Origin of the sequence: Colwellia polaris (assembly GCF_002104515.1) — a bacterium.
Classification (GTDB): domain Bacteria; phylum Pseudomonadota; class Gammaproteobacteria; order Enterobacterales; family Alteromonadaceae; genus Cognaticolwellia; species Cognaticolwellia polaris.
The window spans coordinates 129,053-145,317 of sequence record NZ_NBOE01000005.1 but is presented as its reverse complement, the minus strand read 5'-3'; the positions used below and the strand labels follow the sequence as shown (position 1 = coordinate 145,317).

The 16,265-nt window shown below is 37.3% G+C and carries 16 protein-coding genes and 1 tRNA gene; 10 read left to right on the top strand and 7 right to left on the bottom strand.

Annotated elements, in window-relative coordinates; genetic code table 11:
- The first annotated feature begins 31 nt into the window (after positions 1-31).
- Genes zwf through B6A32_RS10320 form a run of 5 tightly spaced genes read left to right on the top strand, consistent with a single transcriptional unit; the run spans position 32 to position 5,718 of the window.
- Positions 32-1,501 carry a glucose-6-phosphate dehydrogenase gene (zwf, locus tag B6A32_RS10340; RefSeq protein WP_085303641.1) on the top strand — a complete coding sequence of 490 codons (1,470 nt, stop codon included), beginning with the start codon at positions 32-34 and terminating at the stop codon, positions 1,499-1,501.
- Positions 1,501-2,193: a 6-phosphogluconolactonase gene (gene pgl / locus B6A32_RS10335; RefSeq protein WP_085303639.1), complete on the top strand. Its 693-nt coding sequence runs from the start codon at positions 1,501-1,503 to the stop codon at positions 2,191-2,193. The genes zwf and pgl overlap by 1 nt, the downstream gene beginning before the upstream one ends.
- A 17-nt stretch (positions 2,194-2,210) precedes the next feature.
- On the top strand, positions 2,211-4,043 hold the full coding sequence (gene edd / locus B6A32_RS10330) for a phosphogluconate dehydratase (RefSeq protein WP_085303869.1): 1,833 nt from the start codon (positions 2,211-2,213) through the stop codon (positions 4,041-4,043).
- Between the two features lie 2 nt (positions 4,044-4,045).
- The gene (locus tag B6A32_RS10325) at positions 4,046-5,062 is read left to right on the top strand and encodes a glucokinase (protein ID WP_085303637.1); all 1,017 of its coding nucleotides are present in this window, start codon (positions 4,046-4,048) and stop codon (positions 5,060-5,062) included.
- A gap of 8 nt (positions 5,063-5,070) precedes the next feature.
- Positions 5,071-5,718 (top strand): bifunctional 4-hydroxy-2-oxoglutarate aldolase/2-dehydro-3-deoxy-phosphogluconate aldolase, encoded by a 648-nt coding sequence (locus B6A32_RS10320; protein WP_085303634.1) that lies wholly within the window; start codon positions 5,071-5,073, stop codon positions 5,716-5,718.
- Between the two features lie 577 nt (positions 5,719-6,295).
- On the opposite strand, the gene gap is transcribed toward B6A32_RS10320, so the two are convergent.
- Positions 6,296-7,291, bottom strand: a complete 996-nt coding sequence (gene gap, locus B6A32_RS10315) for a type I glyceraldehyde-3-phosphate dehydrogenase (protein WP_085303632.1) — start codon at positions 7,289-7,291, stop codon at positions 6,296-6,298.
- 256 nt (positions 7,292-7,547) lie between these two features.
- Between gap and gndA the strand changes: the two genes are divergently transcribed.
- The 3 genes from gndA (at position 7,548) to B6A32_RS10300 (ending at position 11,592) form a co-directional block, all read left to right on the top strand.
- The gene (gene gndA, locus B6A32_RS10310) at positions 7,548-9,080 is read left to right on the top strand and encodes an NADP-dependent phosphogluconate dehydrogenase (protein ID WP_085303630.1); all 1,533 of its coding nucleotides are present in this window, start codon (positions 7,548-7,550) and stop codon (positions 9,078-9,080) included.
- Between the two features lie 637 nt (positions 9,081-9,717).
- Entirely contained in the window at positions 9,718-11,169 is a 1,452-nt protein-coding gene (locus B6A32_RS10305) for a glyceraldehyde-3-phosphate dehydrogenase (protein ID WP_085303628.1), read from the top strand.
- A gap of 210 nt (positions 11,170-11,379) precedes the next feature.
- Complete coding sequence (locus B6A32_RS10300; RefSeq protein WP_085303626.1) at positions 11,380-11,592, top strand: hypothetical protein; 213 nt, start codon at positions 11,380-11,382, stop codon at positions 11,590-11,592.
- An 85-nt stretch (positions 11,593-11,677) separates the two neighbouring features.
- Here B6A32_RS10300 and B6A32_RS10295 read toward each other — a convergent pair whose 3' ends face one another.
- From B6A32_RS10295 to B6A32_RS10270, 6 genes are all read right to left on the bottom strand, one after another.
- Positions 11,678-12,010, bottom strand: coding sequence for a TusE/DsrC/DsvC family sulfur relay protein (locus tag B6A32_RS10295; protein WP_101685947.1), 333 nt, complete (start codon positions 12,008-12,010; stop codon positions 11,678-11,680).
- Positions 12,007-12,303, bottom strand: coding sequence for a sulfurtransferase complex subunit TusB (gene tusB / locus B6A32_RS10290; RefSeq protein ID WP_085303622.1), 297 nt, complete (start codon positions 12,301-12,303; stop codon positions 12,007-12,009). The genes B6A32_RS10295 and tusB overlap by 4 nt, the downstream gene beginning before the upstream one ends.
- Before the next feature lies 1 nt (position 12,304).
- Positions 12,305-12,706 (bottom strand): sulfurtransferase complex subunit TusC, encoded by a 402-nt coding sequence (gene tusC / locus B6A32_RS10285; RefSeq protein WP_233131381.1) that lies wholly within the window; start codon positions 12,704-12,706, stop codon positions 12,305-12,307.
- Positions 12,706-13,083, bottom strand: a complete 378-nt coding sequence (gene tusD, locus B6A32_RS10280) for a sulfurtransferase complex subunit TusD (RefSeq protein WP_085303620.1) — start codon at positions 13,081-13,083, stop codon at positions 12,706-12,708. The genes tusC and tusD overlap by 1 nt, the downstream gene beginning before the upstream one ends.
- Positions 13,084-13,226: 143 nt before the next feature.
- Positions 13,227-13,892: a Bax inhibitor-1/YccA family protein gene (locus tag B6A32_RS10275; RefSeq protein ID WP_085303618.1), complete on the bottom strand. Its 666-nt coding sequence runs from the start codon at positions 13,890-13,892 to the stop codon at positions 13,227-13,229.
- Positions 13,893-14,055: 163 nt separating this feature from the next.
- Positions 14,056-14,652, bottom strand: coding sequence for a DNA-3-methyladenine glycosylase I (locus tag B6A32_RS10270; RefSeq protein WP_085303616.1), 597 nt, complete (start codon positions 14,650-14,652; stop codon positions 14,056-14,058).
- Positions 14,653-14,813: 161 nt separating this feature from the next.
- Between B6A32_RS10270 and B6A32_RS10265 the strand changes: the two genes are divergently transcribed.
- Positions 14,814-14,904 (top strand) — tRNA-Ser (locus B6A32_RS10265).
- Positions 14,905-15,551: 647 nt separating this feature from the next.
- On the top strand, positions 15,552-16,265 hold the full coding sequence (locus B6A32_RS10260) for an NYN domain-containing protein (RefSeq protein WP_085303614.1): 714 nt from the start codon (positions 15,552-15,554) through the stop codon (positions 16,263-16,265).

Sequence of the window (16,265 nt, the reverse complement as noted above, 5' to 3'; positions counted from 1 at the left end):
ACAGTAAAATAAAAAATTGAGAATACATGCTATGAAAAATTTAGATAAACCTTTAGCAAGTGAAATTGTTATTTTTGGAGCACTTGGAGACTTATCTCGTCGCAAACTTTTACCGTCTCTATATCAATTAGAACTCGCAGGGCTATTAAGTGATGACACCCGCATTATTGCTGTTGCTCGTAATGATCTTGCGCTGGAAGATTTTACAAAACAAATAAATGACAGTTTGAATGAGTTTATTCCTGAAGCGTTAGATGAAGATATCGTAAGCAAGTTTCTTTCACGACTGGTCTACCAACAACTCGACTTTAAAGATATTAATGCCTATAAAAACCTTGCAGAAACCTTAGCTACATTTGAGGGCGCTCGTGTTTATTATTATTCAACACCTCCTGCTATCTTTGGTGATATTAGCGAAGGCTTAAAGTCAGCTGATCTCATCGCTGATACTGATAGAGTCGTAATGGAAAAACCTATCGGTCATTGCTTAGAGTCATCTAAGGTCATTAACGATCAAGTTTCACGTTACTTTAAAGAAAATCAAATTTATCGAATTGATCATTATCTTGGTAAAGAAACTGTTTTAAACCTGTTAGTTTTACGATTTGCTAATAGTTTATTCACCAATAACTGGGATCGTAACTGTATCGACCATGTGCAAATTACTGTAGCCGAAAGTGTTGGTATTGAAGGGCGTTGGGGTTTTTATGACGAAGCGGGTCAAATGCGTGACATGGTGCAAAACCATTTATTACAAGTGTTGTCGCTACTAGCAATGGAACCACCGGCAGATTTAGGTGCTGATAGTATTCGAGATGAAAAGTTAAAAGTAATAAAAGCGCTTAAGCCTATTACTTTACAGAATGTTAAAGAAAAAACCGTTCGTGGCCAATATGCAGATGGTTACTTAAACGGTGTTGCTGTACCAGGATATTTAAATGAAGAAGGTGCAAAAGCAAATAGTACGACGGAAACGTTTGTGGCTATTAAAGCAGAAATAGACAACTGGCGCTGGGCGGGTGTTCCATTTTACTTGAGAACTGGTAAACGTATGCCACAGAAACACAGCGAGATTGTTGTACACTTTAAACAACAAGCGCATAACATTTTTAACGAGAGCTATGCTGAATTGCCATCAAATAAATTAACGATTCGTTTGCAACCTGACGAAGGCGTTGAGCTTGAAATGATGAATAAAATTCCAGGTATTGCTTCACAAATGCAAATTCATGAAAACAAGCTAGATTTAAGCTTTTCAAAAACATATGACAACCAGCGAGTTGTAGGTGCTTATGAACGGTTGCTTCTTGAAGTGATTAAAGGCGATCAATCACTGTTTGTAAGACGTGATGAAGTTGAAGCGGCTTGGAGCTGGGCTGATAGCATTATTGAAGCATGGCAATCAACAAATAGTGCACCAAAACCATATGCAGCAGGTTCTTGGGGACCTGTTTCATCAATTTCTTTAATAGCGCGTGATGATCGCCATTGGGTAGAATAATGTATCAAATTAACGAGTTCGAACAACGTGAATTATTAGATGAGTCTCTAGCAGATAAAGTTGCAGCGATATTAACCGCTGCAGTTGAATCGAAAGGAAAAGCAAGTATTGCTGTTTCAGGGGGCTCAACCCCTAAAGGTTTTTTTCAAGCTTTATCAAAGAAGAAACTGGCTTGGCGAGCAATTACTATTACCTTAGCAGATGAACGTTGGGTGGATATTACATCGAGCGATAGTAACACCAAGTTAGTACACGAAAATTTATTACAAAATGAAGCAGTAAATGCGAATTTTTTTCATCTGAAACAAGGTGATGAATTAGCTGATGAAACGCTTAATGATTTAAACATAGTGGCGAATCAAGAGTTATTACCCTTAGATGTATTAATTCTAGGCATGGGTGAAGATGGTCATACTGCTTCGTTATTTCCTTGCAGTGACGAAATAACACAGTGTTTAGCTAAAGATAGCGAAGCACTGATAAAAGTTACACCAAAATCTGCAGCATATCAGCGTATTAGTTTTAGCTTTGCTGCATTGTCGCAAAGTAAAAATACCTTTTTACATATAAGCGGTGCAAGCAAGAAGCAAGTGTTAGCAACTGCTATTGCCGGGCAAGAATGCCGTGAAATGCCGATCAGAGCATTTTTACAAGCACCAGACGTAAATACACAAGTTTATTGGGCACTTTAATTATGACTAAAATTTCTATGAATAAAAATATTCTCAGTATCACACAGCGCATAATCGATCGCAGTAAAGCGAGTCGCGCTGCATACCTTGAAAAAATTGAAGGTGAAAGATCAACAACAGTACACCGTGCTAATTTATCCTGTGGTAATTTAGCACATGGTTTTGCCGCATGTGGTAAAGACGATAAAACAACATTACGCGGTGTTAATCATTCTGATGTTGCTATTGTATCTGCATACAACGATATGCTTTCTGCGCATCAACCTTACCAAACTTACCCTGATATTATTAAAGCTGCGGTTAAAGAAACAGGTGGTGTTGCACAGTTTGCTGGTGGCGTTCCTGCTATGTGTGATGGGGTGACTCAAGGTCAACCAGGCATGGACTTAAGTTTAATGAGCCGTGATGTAATAGCAATGTCTACAGCTGTTGCCTTGTCGCACAATATGTTCGACGGCGCTTTAATGTTAGGTATTTGTGACAAAATTGTACCAGGCTTACTAATCGCAAGTATGACCTTTGGCCATTTACCTACAGTATTTGTACCTGCTGGTCCTATGCCTTCTGGTTTACCTAACAAAGACAAAGCACGCGTTCGTCAACAGTACGCAAAAGGTGAGGTGGGTGAAGAAGAGTTATTAGAAGCTGAATCTGCGTCTTATCATAGTGCAGGTACATGTACCTTCTTCGGTACGGCAAATTCAAACCAATTAGTGGTTGAAGTTATGGGTTTACATTTACCTGGTGCTTCTTTTATTGCCCCGAATACACCACTACGTGAAGAGTTAACCAAAGCCGCTGCACGCCAAGTAACCCGTTTAACTCAGCAATCGGGCAACTACATGCCAATAGGTAAAATGGTTGACGAACGTTCAATTGTTAATGCAATTGTTGCTTTGTTAGCTACGGGTGGCTCTACCAATTTAACCATGCACATTATAGCCTTCGCTAAAGCCGCAGGTATTATTATTAACTTCCAAGATTTTAATGATTTATCTGATGCTGTGCCATTACTTACACGTATTTATCCAAATGGTCATGCTGATATTAATCAATTTCAAGAAGCGGGTGGCATGGCATTGCTATTTAAAGAGCTGATTGATGCAGGTTTGGTACATGAAGACGTTGAAACCATTTGTGGACGTGGCTTAACACGTTACACCCAGCGCCCAGTGCTAGAAAATGGCAAACTATTGTGGATTGACAGTGCTACAACTTCAGGCGATGACGAAATCATTGCTAGCGTTGCTAAGCCGTTTAGTAGCCATGGTGGTCTGCAAGTAATGAAAGGTAACTTAGGTGTTTCAGTGTTAAAAACATCTTCACTTCGTGAGGGTAGTTTTGTGATTAAAGCACCAGCGGTTGTATTTGAAGATCAACATGAACTAGACGTTGCTTTTAATGCAGGTGAATTAGAGAAAGACTTTATTGCGGTTGTTCGCTTTCAAGGACCTAAAGCGCGTGGTATGCCTGAATTACATAAGCTAACGCCACCATTAGGTGTGCTACAAGACAAAGGCTACAAAGTTGCGTTAGTTACCGACGGCAGAATGTCGGGTGCGTCAGGTAAAGTCCCTGCAGCCATTCATTTATGCCCAGAAGCGTTAGATGGCGGATTAATTTCTAAAATTAACACCGGTGACATGATTTTACTTGATGGTGAAACAGGCGAGCTAACATTATTAGTTGAAGAAAGTGAATTAGCAAAACGTGAAAACGCCACTTTTAAAGTCAATGGCCATCACCAAGGTATGGGGCGTGAACTTTTTGGTTTTATGCGTCGTAACTTAAGCTCTGCTGAAACAGGTGCCTGTTCACTTTTTGATGAGAACTTTCAAGGCGAATCATAATTATGCCTCTAAACGAATTAAACATTATTGCTGATATTGGTGGAACCAATATGCGTGTCGCCCAAGTCGACGCGCGCGGCAATATTGCCGATATTACCATCTACGCATGTGCTGAACATGAAAGCTTGTCAGTTGTATTAACAGACTTTATGACTAAGCATCAGTTAATTGGTAAAAAAGTTAATGCTTGTTTAGCTATTGCTTGCCCAGTAGATAAAGATCTTATTGTGATGACCAATTTACCTTGGCAGTTTTCACAATCACAATTAAAAGCACAACTTTCTCTTAATGAATTGATATTAATTAATGACTTTACCGCTATCGCTCATTCAATTCCGCATTTAGGTGCCAATCAAAAAGTTCAAATTGGTATTGGAGAAGTACTTGCCAACAAGCCTATTTCAATTTGCGGCGCTGGTACAGGTTTAGGGGTTGCTAATTTAATTCCTGTAGATACAAACTGGCATAGCTTAAGCGGTGAGGGTGGTCATGTAGATTTTGCTCCTGTTGATGAACAAGAAATTGCAATATTACAGTTTCTATCAAAAAAATATGCACGAGTTTCTAGTGAGCAGTTATTGTCAGGTCTAGGTATCGAACAAATTTATCAGGCGTTGAGCTTTGTAAAAAATGGCGAAGCAACTGTATTGCCGGCTAAAGAGATCACAGAAAAAGCATTAGCGAACGATTGCAGCTTATGTATAGAAACCTTAGCGCAGTTTTGTCGAATTCTTGGAAGTTTTGCTGGCAATCTAGCTTTAACGCTTGGAAGCTACGGTGGTGTTTATATTGCCGGCGGTATTGTTCCACGTTTTATTGAGTTTTTTTCAAACAGTGAGTTTAGAAAAAGATTTGAAGCAAAAGGTAGATTATCAAGTTTTAATCAGCCCATTCCAACATTTGTCGTTACAGAGGAACAGCCTGGTTTACTTGGCGCATCAGCGTATCTTAAACAGTTTATCTCACAACAAAACCAAGCCAATACTATAAACCAAACAACTAACACTATGAATTATTAAGAGGAATTATGACTTTATCAAATAAATGGCAAATTCAGCCGTCAGATCTGTTTGCAATGGGCCCTATAGTTCCCGTTTTAGTGATCAAAGATGTTAAAGATGCACTGCCGATTGCAGAAGCATTATTAGCTGCGGATATAAAAGTTTTAGAAGTTACACTGCGCACTCCAGCGGCTTTAGAAGTGATCAGCACCATAGCTAAACACTTACCTGAAGCAGTAATTGGCGCAGGAACGGTTACTAATCGTGAATTGTTGCAACAGTCTTACGACGCTGGCGCAAAGTTTGCCATTAGCCCTGGCTTAACTAAAGATTTATTACAAGCGGGTAAAGAAGGTAACTTGGCACTAATTCCTGGTATTTCGTCAATATCAGAGTTAATGGACGGTATAGATTCAGGTTACGATCACCTTAAGTTTTTCCCTGCTGAAGCTTCTGGCGGTGTTAAGGCACTTCAATCTATTGGCGGCCCATTCCCCGACATTAAGTTTTGTCCAACGGGTGGTATAAACATCAATAATATTAGAGATTATTTAGCCTTATCTAATGTTGCTTGTTGTGGTGGTTCTTGGTTAGTTTCTGACGAAATTATACAACAGGCAAATTGGCAAGAGATTACGCGTTTAGCCAAGCAAGCACTTGAGCATGTTAAATAGTAAAGGCTAAACCTAGCTAAATATAATTGAAGGTAAACAATTAAATTAACTTGAATCGTATTTCTTTAGTTAGTTAGTTAGTTAGTTAGTTAGTTAGTTAGTTAGTTAGTTATTAGCCAGATATTAATTATGCCGCTCACTTAAGGTGAGCGGCTTTTTTATAAGTGTAAATTTTATTTTTAGAATGCGAGCAAACATACGGTAAATAAACACTCCATCTCTAAAGTATTTATATCAATTGGTATTAGAGGTGTTTCCACACACCGCTATTATTTTTGCCAGATTAACAATGAAAAATTCATTTTAACTGACTTATCTACCCGAAAATATATATAACCCAAGACATTTCTTTGTTGCAGCATTGTTTCATTAGATGAGTGTTACCGTGTTGGTATAGAAGTGTACTAGTGAAAATGTGACTATACTTATTAAGGGAATCGAAAGCCAGTTCAACTTTAGATAATAGTCGTCAGTTAGCTTAAGGAGATGTAAATTTAACTATATTTGTATCGGCAGTAGAATTAAAAAAGCCAGATTAAATCTGGCTTTAGTTCAGTTATTCCTAACAAACGATGCTTTATTTAGAAATATAAGTCGCTAAGTCTAAAATTTTATTAGAATAACCAATTTCATTGTCATACCAAGAAACAACTTTAACAAAGGTGTCTGTTAACGCAATACCGGCTTCAGCATCAAAAACTGAAGTACAACGTTCACCAATAAAGTCGTTAGAAACAACAGCATCTTCTGTGTACCCTAAAATACCTGCTAAAGCACCTTGTGAAGCTGCTTTCATTGCTGCACATATTTCTTCATATGTAGCCGGCTTTTCAAGATTAACCGTTAAATCAACAACCGAAACATTTGGGGTAGGTACTCGAAATGCCATACCCGTTAACTTACCGTTTAACTCAGGAATTACTTTACCCACAGCTTTTGCTGCGCCGGTTGATGAAGGAATAATGTTTTGTCCTGCACCACGACCGCCACGCCAATCTTTAGCTGATGGGCTATCAACAGTTTTTTGCGTTGCTGTAGTTGCGTGAACTGTCGTCATTAAACCATCTTTAATGCCCCAGTTGTCGTTTAATACCTTAGCAATAGGTGCTAAGCAGTTAGTCGTACAAGAAGCATTTGAAACAATGTCCTGTCCTTTATATTCAGTGTGATTAACACCCATAACAAACATTGGAGTCGCATCTTTAGAAGGAGCAGAAAGCACAACCTTTTTCGCACCAGCTGCTATATGTTTACGAGCAGATTCGTCAGTTAGAAATAAACCCGTTGACTCTACAACAACGTCAACATCAACCTCATCCCACTTTAAATCTAGTGGGTTACGCTCTGCAGTCACTCTAACTTTTTTACCGTTTACAACTAAATGCCCATCAACAATATCAACAGTGCCATTAAAGCGACCGTGAGTAGAGTCATATTTAAGCATATAAGCGATGTAATCAACGTCGATCAAATCGTTAATGGCTACAATTTCAACATCTGTTCGAGCAAATGCTTCTCTAAATACGAATCTACCAATACGACCAAACCCGTTAATGCCTACTTTAATTGTCATAATGAAACCTTTAAAACAAAATTCAAATATATTATGTAGTAAAATTACACCATTTGTCGGGAATTACAAGTTTTAAATCGATTAATCTTTCTAAATATCGATTTAATGCTTGTTTTGTTACGTATTGTTACTAAAATGTCTGCATTTAAGAGTAGAATACAAAGAAATAATTATTTTTCGTTAGTATTTAACGAATTATCTCTATTAATTGATGATGCTATAATGCGTTATTTTTAACTTTACTGGATATTTTATAATGAAAAACAACAGTGTATGCGATATTGGTTTTATAGGCTTAGGCGTTATGGGGAAAAACTTAGTGCTGAACTTAGCTGATAATGGTTACAGTATTGCTGCTTTTGATCTTGATCTTGGTAAAGTTGACGATGTTATAGCGCAAGATAAGGCTGAAAGTGGCTTACCTAGCGCACGTGTTGTTGGATGTACTTCTTATACGGAATTACTGTCACGCTTAAAGCCTCCACACCTTATTGTATTATCTGTGCCGGCAGGTGCTCCTGTCGACCAAGTATGTGAAAACTTAATTGGTGCAGGTGTTCAACCTGACGATATTGTTATTGATACTGGTAATAGCTTATGGGTGGATACCGTTGCGCGTGAAAAGAAATATAAAAGCAATTTTATTTTATTTTCTTCAGCGGTTTCAGGTGGTGAAGTGGGCGCACGTTTTGGTCCGGCGTTAATGCCAAGTGGCTCTCCTTATGCTTGGACTCGAATTAAACCTATTTGGGAAGCAATAGCCGCTAAAGTAGACGCTGAAACGGGTAAGCCAATTGAACGTACAAAACCCGGTGAAATAGTAACAGAAGGCGAACCTTGTGCTGCTTATATAGGACCTGCTGGTGCCGGACATTATGTAAAAATGGTACATAACGGTATTGAATATGCTGACATGCAAATTATCTGTGAAGCTTATCAAATGCTTCGCGATGGCTTAGGGCTAAGTAGCGATGAAATAGCCGATATTTTTTCACGTTGGAATAAAGGGCCGCTAGAAAGCTATTTAATGGAAATATCTGTAGAAGTTTTACGTCACCGTGTTGGCGACGAAGAAACACCATTAGTAGATTTAATTTTAGATAAAGCAGGTCAAAAGGGCACAGGATTGTGGACAGCGGTGAGTAGTTTAGAACTTGGTACTCCGGCACCAACTATTGCTCAAGCAGTTTACGCGCGTTCAATTTCATCTTTTAAAGATTTACGTATTAAAGCTTCAGCAATTCTTGCCGGGCCAGAGATTGCTGCAGTTGACGCTTCTGAAAAAGAAGCATTTATTGAGCAGCTTCATGGCGCTATTTACAGTGCTAAAATTTGTGCTTATGCTCAAGGGTTTCAACTAATGAAATTGGCTGAAAAAGAACATAACTGGCAGCTAAACTTTGCCAGTATTGCAAAAATTTGGCGTGCAGGTTGTATTATTAGAGCGGCATTTTTACAGTCAATAACCGAAGCATTTGAACGCGAACCAGATTTAGATAACTTGTTATTTGATACTTTCTTTTCTGAGCAATTAAGTAAGCATCAAATTAACTGGCGTAAGTCGGTTTCAAATTCAGCGCTAATGGGTATTCCAACAGGCGCAATATCTTCAGCATTATCATATTATGACTCTATTCGCTGCGCTGTGCTTCCTGCAAATTTATTACAAGCACAACGTGACTTTTTTGGTGCGCACACCTTTGAACGTATTGATAAAAACACAGGTAAAAAATATCATGTTAATTGGTCAAGCGAAGCGCGTGATATGATAGAAATACCTCAAGCTTAATTAACCTCGCTGCAATGGCGAAGTTTTAATTACCACTAGGTTAATTGATATTATATAAACTAGTGGTAATTAATAGCCTAAGTGCTTTAACGGGGCACTGCATTCCAATTTATCAAGCTATATACACATTTAGCGCTGATACTTAATTACCTGTGTTATCAAGTATTAAAACCTCTTCTTTATTGATATTCTTTGCTCGTTTTACTTGAAATAAAAAATAAACTGCTGCTGTTGCAATAAACTGTATTTAATTAACCTGAGTTCTGGATAAGCAGCACTTACTCAATGCTCACTTTAAGCCATTATCTGCGGTAAACGTCGATAAATAGCGCGCTATTCATCAACGTTTTGCCTTGCAAGTGGCATAGAATGAAGCATTGATGGTATCTATTCGTGATGTATACCTGCTATAGCATTTACTTTACTACTTAAGCTTTTGATTAACTTGTGTATCAAGCACTCATTATCCAGAGTTCAGGTTATTTAATAATTTTATTGGAAAAACCTCTGTAACCAGTAGAGAAATATTTCATGTTCAATTACAATATCCGCCGAAATTAGTAATTAATACTTACGAATTGCAGCTTTACATTTTTAATAACCCATCTTCAATTGACTGAAATAAAAGGTTCACGTAATGACTTCTCATCTTGAGGAACAATATCAAACTAGTTGGCAAGAGCGCCAAACATTCGCTGAAAACATGCAGCCTATCACTGGACAATTATTTAGAAATAAAGGAATTGAAATTTCTATTTATGGTCGCCCGCTAGTTAATGCTTCTGCTATCGACATCATTAAAGCTCATAGATCAGTAGCTTTACACGAAGAAAACAAGTTGCGTTTACGCGAGAGTTTCCCGTTTTTACAAGCGTTAGCCAAAATGGAACTAGCACCTGCTCGTATCGATGTAGGTAAATTAGCGTACCGTTATTTATTTAAAGGTGAAGCTAATGGCTTGTCAATTGAACAATTTTTAGAAAAAGAATTGTTAAGCATTACAGCTAAAGGCAACGATGTACAAGAGACTAAAGATGTTGTGCTATATGGCTTTGGTCGTATTGGTCGTTTGTTAGCCCGTTTACTTATTGAACGTGCAGGCCCAAATGCTAAATTAAACCTGCGTGCTATTGTTATTCGCCCAGGTAAAGAAGATGATTTAGAAAAACGTGCAAGTTTATTGCGTCGTGACTCTGTTCATGGTGCTTTTAACGGTAGTATTACTATTGATAAAGAAAACAACGTTATTAAAGCAAACGGCGCATTCATAAAAATTATTTATGCTAAATCTCCTGCAGAAATTGATTACACTGCATACGGTATTAAAGATGCACTTGTTGTTGATAATACGGGTATTTGGAGCGATGAAGAAGGTTTAGGTCAGCATCTTCAATCTAAAGGTGTTGCTAAGGTACTACTTACAGCCCCAGCAAAAGGCGATATTAAAAATATTGTTTTTGGTGTGAACGACGATATGATCTTAGCCGATGACACTATTATTTCAGCGGCAAGTTGTACAACCAACGCTATTACGCCTGTACTTAAAGCATTGAACGATGAGTTTGGTATTCGTAACGGCCATGTTGAAACAGTTCATTCATATACTAATGACCAAAACTTAATTGATAACTACCATCCGGCACCTCGTCGTGGACGTAGTGCACCTCTTAACATGGTTATCAGTACAACGGGTGCTGCTAAAGCGGTAGCTAAAGCATTACCAGAGTTAAAAGGTTTATTAACGGGTAACGCTATTCGTGTTCCTACGCCGAATGTTTCAATGGCTATCATGAACTTGAACTTGAAAAAAGCCACTGACAAAGCTGCATTGAATGATTACTTACGTAACATTTCATTAAATTCTTCATTGCAAAACCAAGTTGATTACACAGCTTCAACAGAGATTGTATCAACAGATTTAGTTGGTTCACGTTACGCAGGTGTTGTTGACTCTCAAGCCACTATTGTTGATGGCGATCGTGCTGTACTTTACGTATGGTATGACAACGAGTTTGGTTACAGCTGTCAGGTTGTACGCGTGATGTTAGCAATGGCAGATATTAACGTTCCAACATTACCATTAAACTAGACTAAGTTAAGATAAACAACGCTATACTTGATTTAGTGTGAATAGTTTATATAAAGCGTTTACCTCATAGGTAAGCGCTTTTTTTTGCAAAAAATTATTAGCTCAAGTAATAAAGCTATATGTCGATATATATTCTATAAAGTTTTATCTGTCTTTATAAGTCAATAAAATAGCCTGTTACATGAACTAACTGAGAAAAGTGAGGTAAATATGTCAGTAGAACTAAATGCCAACAACCCCGTAGCTATGAACACTGAAACTTTACTTGCTGTTCAAAGTGCAAAAATAACAAAATCACAAACAGAATTAGAAGGGCAAATGGCTTTAGCGCTTATTGCATCTGCATCTGTTGGCGACCAAAGCCTACCTGCATCAAGTAATGTCGTTGGAAATATCGGTCAAAATATCAGTCTCAAAATATAAGATACGGCTTCTTTGATACGTTTTAATCACTTCAACGATGTGCTGCTAAAATACAGCACGTTTTTTCTCAGATAATGATTAAAGTTTAAATACAACGAGCAGGTTTAGGCAAACCGGCATACTTTGTTGCTTGTTTTGCAGGACCTTCTTTAAACAAACGGTACAAATATCGGCTACTTGCTTTTTCTTCACCAAACTCTGCCTTCATGGCTTTGGTTAAAGCGCGTATTGCCGGTGAAGTATTGTAAGTTAGGTAAAACTCTCTCACAAAACGAATAACTTCCCAGTGCGGCTCTGAAAGCTCAACGTTATCTCCGTTTGCCAATAAAACAGCTATGTCTTCATTCCACTCGGTAAAATCGAGTAAATAACCTTGTTTATCCGTCGCGATAGATTGATTCTTATAAAGTATTGTCATGACCAAGTAATTGAATTGTCGTGTTGAAAGAGTAGAGTAACGACATCTGTTAACGTCGTCGGTGAAAAAGTCTGTGCGGTATTTTTTTGAGCACGCGCAGTAGCATGTTGTTCAATAAAGTAGATTTTTAATTCAGGTGCAGCTAATTGTGCCTTTAGTAATAGTTTATGGTTAACGTTATAACAACCATCATCCATTAATAAAATACTGTCGTTGGGTAATAACATGTTTAGGCATTGCGCTAATACATTGTTGTTGTAACCTGAACTTCTTATGATATGTAGCATTGCCATGTTAAAACCTAAAAATTACATTATGTTGATGTAAGCGTTGACTAAAATCTTTGTTCGATAATACCTGTATATTGCTGATGTGAAAATTTTCAGGTAAATTTCTTTCTGTTAAAGACTCCCGACAAACATAGATATTTTCTATGTCATAAAAGCCCAATGCAGAAAATGTTTTCAGGTAATCTTTAATTTCAATTTCTGTCGCATTTTGATCCCCGATCACCTGAAATACGCCATCACCGATAAAAAATAATGATATAGCTTGCTCATAAGAGCCAAAAATTAACGCGGTGTCTAAAGACTCTTTACCCGTGGCTGAAGAAAAGGGGGCTTCGGTATTAAGAATTGCAACCGTTCTATTGCTAGTCATGTTATCTGTTATGTTATTAGGAATAGCTTCAGACATTATAATTGCACCACTCGATCAGCGTTACTGGTTAGCTCAACCAATTCACCTAAACCAGACACAGTAAATGTTGAGTCAATGCTTGAAGCAACGTTTTTATCAAGGCCATCACTCAAACCACGTTTTTCTGCCGCCGTAATACATAAATATAGCGGTACAGCATATTCACGGTTTAGTGTTTGCCACTGCGTTAAGGTTTGATATTCATCGCTCGGAATTGACAAGTTTTTTGCCGCATTTAATACGCCATCTTGATAAAAAAACACGCCAACAATATCGACACCACTTTTAGCCGCAGCGCGAATAAGATTAATTGCGCTAGTGGTTAAGTTGCTATTCGGTGGGGTAGTAACCACTAAAGCCAAAGTTTGTTGCATATTCTACCTTGTACTATTACTAACAATATTTAAAAAAGGATAAAGAAAAACAGGAAATAAAAAAGCCTCATTACTGAGGCTTTATATTTTATACGGTAAGTATAAACAATTACTAATCACATTGAAGGATTTTTAATTGTTAATTAGTCATCGCCGCCTAAAACACCTAAAAGGCTTAATAAATGTACAAAAATATTATAAATATTTAAGTACAGAGAAACAGTTGCACGAATGTAATTTGTTTCTCCACCATGAATAATGCGGCTTGTATCAAATAAAATCAAACCAGACATGATCATGATAATTGCAGCACTAATGGCTAACGATAATGCAGGTATTTGGAAAAATATGTTTGCTACCATAGCAATAACCGCAACAATTAAACCAACCATTAAAAAGCCACCCATAAATGAGAAGTCTTTTTTGCTGGTTAATGCGTAGCCAGAAAGTGCAAAGAAAATTAATGCTGTGCCACCTAATGCTTGCATGATTAATGACGGACCGCCAGGCATCGCAGCATAGTGGTTAAGCATAGGACCTAAAGAAGCACCCATTAAACCGGTGAACGCAAAAATCCAAAAAATACCGCTCGCTTTATCGGCATTCTTATTAACAACAAATAATAAACCGAAAGAAACAAGGGTCATTACTAAGGCAGCCATATGAGACAAGCCCATCGCCATAGAAACACCAGCTGTTACGGCACTAAATGCCAAAGTCATAGAAAGTAACATGTAGGTATTTTTCAAAACCTTGTTAATTTCAATCGCTGAACTTCTACTAGCATTTACACTAATATTTGATTGCATAAAATTTCCTCTAAGTATGCTAAATATATATTCTTTAGATATGGTCAAATGTTAAAAGTTCAAGAGTAAATCAAATGTTTAACTTTAATTCATTTGTATAGCTAACAATTAACCCATCACCATATTGACATATTATGGCACGCTATATTTTTAATTACTATACTTAAACTTGCTCAAATTCATTGATTATTTGCGAGCGTTTGTAACAACCAACACTATGATCGTTTACCATGCCACAGGCTTGCATATGTGCGTAACAAATTGTAGAATCAACAAATTTAAAACCGCGTTTTTTTAAATCTTTGCTCCAAGCGTCTGATTCTTTCGTGGTGGCAGGGTAGTCAGCCATATTGCTCCAATGATTAACAATTGTCTTATGATTAACAAAGCCCCACATATAATTGCTAAAACTACCAAATTCATTTTGTATTGCAATAAATAGCTTAGCATTATTAATAGCCGCTTTAATTTTACCTCGGTGCCGAATAATCTCTGGGTTTACTACAAGTGCTTCCACTTTTTCATCGTTAAATAATGCAACTTTATTGACATCAAAATTTTCAAATGCTGCACGATAGCCTTCACGACGTTTTAATATGGTGTACCAACTTAGGCCCGCTTGCGCCGATTCAAGGGTTAAGCTTTCAAATATTTTTTGATCATCATAAACAGGCACTCCCCATTCTTCATCATGATAGTCAACGTAATCAGGTTTTGTAGTATCTAACCATGGACAGCGACAAAGATTTTTATTACTCACATCTATTCCTTAACATCGAAAATAGCAAAACTTGCTTAAATAAATGGCAAATTGTTGATTTTTTTAGCAAACAAACTTTTTTATAGAATAAATCCTTTACAAGAGAATTTCGAGCCTTTATTATTCGCTCCGTTCTCAAGCAGCAATGCTTTTGAACTTCAGGTGAGATGGCTGAGTGGTCGAAAGCACCGGTCTTGAAAACCGGCAAGGGTTTGTAGCCCTTCTAGAGTTCAAATCTCTATCTCACCGCCATATTATAGAAAAGCCCGTTAATCGAAAGATTTACGGGCTTTTTGCTTTTCAAGAATTAATAAAAAGGGTTTATAGCGCTAAACCTTCGAGTAGAGTTCAAATCCCTATCTCACCGCCATATTATAGAAAACCGTTAATTGAAAGATTAGCGGGCTTTTTGCTTTTCAGGAATGAATAAAAAGGGTTTGTAGCGCTAATCTTTCGAGTAGAGTTCAAATCTCTATCTCACCGCCACATTAAGAAGAGCCCGTTAATCGAAAGATTAGCGGGCTTTTTGCTTTTCAAGAATTATTAAAAAGGGTTTATAGCGCTAAACCTTCGAGTAGAGTTCAAATCTCTATCTCACCGCCATATTAAGAAGAGCCCGTTAATCGAAAGATTAGCGGGCTTTTTGCATCTCAGGCATATGAAGAGGGTTTCTAGTGCTAAGTCTATGCCTAAGTTCAAATCGTTATCTCATCGTTACATTAATGCGGCTTTAATATAACCCTTACAATTTCTTTTCACATATCAAACTTACTTTACATATAACCTGCAGAATTAATTTAAATTGTTCATGAATACAATCTGATACAATAAAATTATTGATATTTAATTATGCTATGTCATAAATAGTTAATATATAACATATTGAAAGGAATCAAGTTTTGAAAGATAAGGAAAAAATAGCATTATTTATTGATGCTGATAATGCGCCAGCAGCTAAAATAGACATTATACTTTCAGAGCTAGCTCGTTATGGTGTCGTTAATATTCGTAAAGCTTACGGTAACTGGAAAAGCTCCTGTATTAAGCCTTGGGAAGATGTTCTTCACGAATATGCAATTCAACCTATTCAACAATTTGATTTAACCAAAGGTAAAAACGCTACTGACATAGCATTAGTTATTGATGCTATGGATGTTCTTTACACCAAAGATGTTGACACTATCTGCCTTGTTTCTTCAGATTGTGATTTCACTCCACTTGTTACACGTGCATTAGCTGATGGCAAATTTGTTATTGGCTTTGGTGAGCGTAAAGCGCCATCAGCTTTCGTAAACAGTTGTTCTAAGTTCCTTTACTTAGACGATATTGAAACAGAAGAAAAACCTGTACAAAAACGAAAGCCAAGTATTAAAAGTGATACGAGGTTAATGAATATGCTCCGCCAGGCAGTAGAAGCATCTGAAGATGATGAAGGCTGGGCACAGTTAGGCACTATCGGTTCGCATATTTCAAACCATGCTTCCTTTGATCCACGCAACTTCGGTTTCAAAAAGTTAAGTGACTTATTTGCTGCAATCGATTTATTCGAAATGAAAAAAACAAACGGCTCGGTATTTTGGATCAGAGATAAGAAAAAAAGCAAGGCAGCTTAA

What these genes read in the sequence shown, in the direction of transcription:
- zwf (WP_085303641.1), top strand. Translation starts at nt 32, where the DNA reads ATGAAAAATTTAGATAAACCTTTAGCAAGTGAAATTGTTATTTTTGGA.
- pgl (WP_085303639.1), top strand. Translation starts at nt 1,501, where the DNA reads ATGTATCAAATTAACGAGTTCGAACAACGTGAATTATTAGATGAGTCT.
- edd (WP_085303869.1), top strand. Translation starts at nt 2,211, where the DNA reads ATGAATAAAAATATTCTCAGTATCACACAGCGCATAATCGATCGCAGT.
- B6A32_RS10325 (WP_085303637.1), top strand. Translation starts at nt 4,046, where the DNA reads ATGCCTCTAAACGAATTAAACATTATTGCTGATATTGGTGGAACCAAT.
- B6A32_RS10320 (WP_085303634.1), top strand. Translation starts at nt 5,071, where the DNA reads ATGACTTTATCAAATAAATGGCAAATTCAGCCGTCAGATCTGTTTGCA.
- gap (WP_085303632.1), bottom strand. Translation starts at nt 7,291, where the DNA reads ATGACAATTAAAGTAGGCATTAACGGGTTTGGTCGTATTGGTAGATTC.
- gndA (WP_085303630.1), top strand. Translation starts at nt 7,548, where the DNA reads ATGAAAAACAACAGTGTATGCGATATTGGTTTTATAGGCTTAGGCGTT.
- B6A32_RS10305 (WP_085303628.1), top strand. Translation starts at nt 9,718, where the DNA reads ATGACTTCTCATCTTGAGGAACAATATCAAACTAGTTGGCAAGAGCGC.
- B6A32_RS10300 (WP_085303626.1), top strand. Translation starts at nt 11,380, where the DNA reads ATGTCAGTAGAACTAAATGCCAACAACCCCGTAGCTATGAACACTGAA.
- B6A32_RS10295 (WP_101685947.1), bottom strand. Translation starts at nt 12,010, where the DNA reads ATGACAATACTTTATAAGAATCAATCTATCGCGACGGATAAACAAGGT.
- tusB (WP_085303622.1), bottom strand. Translation starts at nt 12,303, where the DNA reads ATGGCAATGCTACATATCATAAGAAGTTCAGGTTACAACAACAATGTA.
- tusC (WP_233131381.1), bottom strand. Translation starts at nt 12,706, where the DNA reads ATGTCTGAAGCTATTCCTAATAACATAACAGATAACATGACTAGCAAT.
- tusD (WP_085303620.1), bottom strand. Translation starts at nt 13,083, where the DNA reads ATGCAACAAACTTTGGCTTTAGTGGTTACTACCCCACCGAATAGCAAC.
- B6A32_RS10275 (WP_085303618.1), bottom strand. Translation starts at nt 13,892, where the DNA reads ATGCAATCAAATATTAGTGTAAATGCTAGTAGAAGTTCAGCGATTGAA.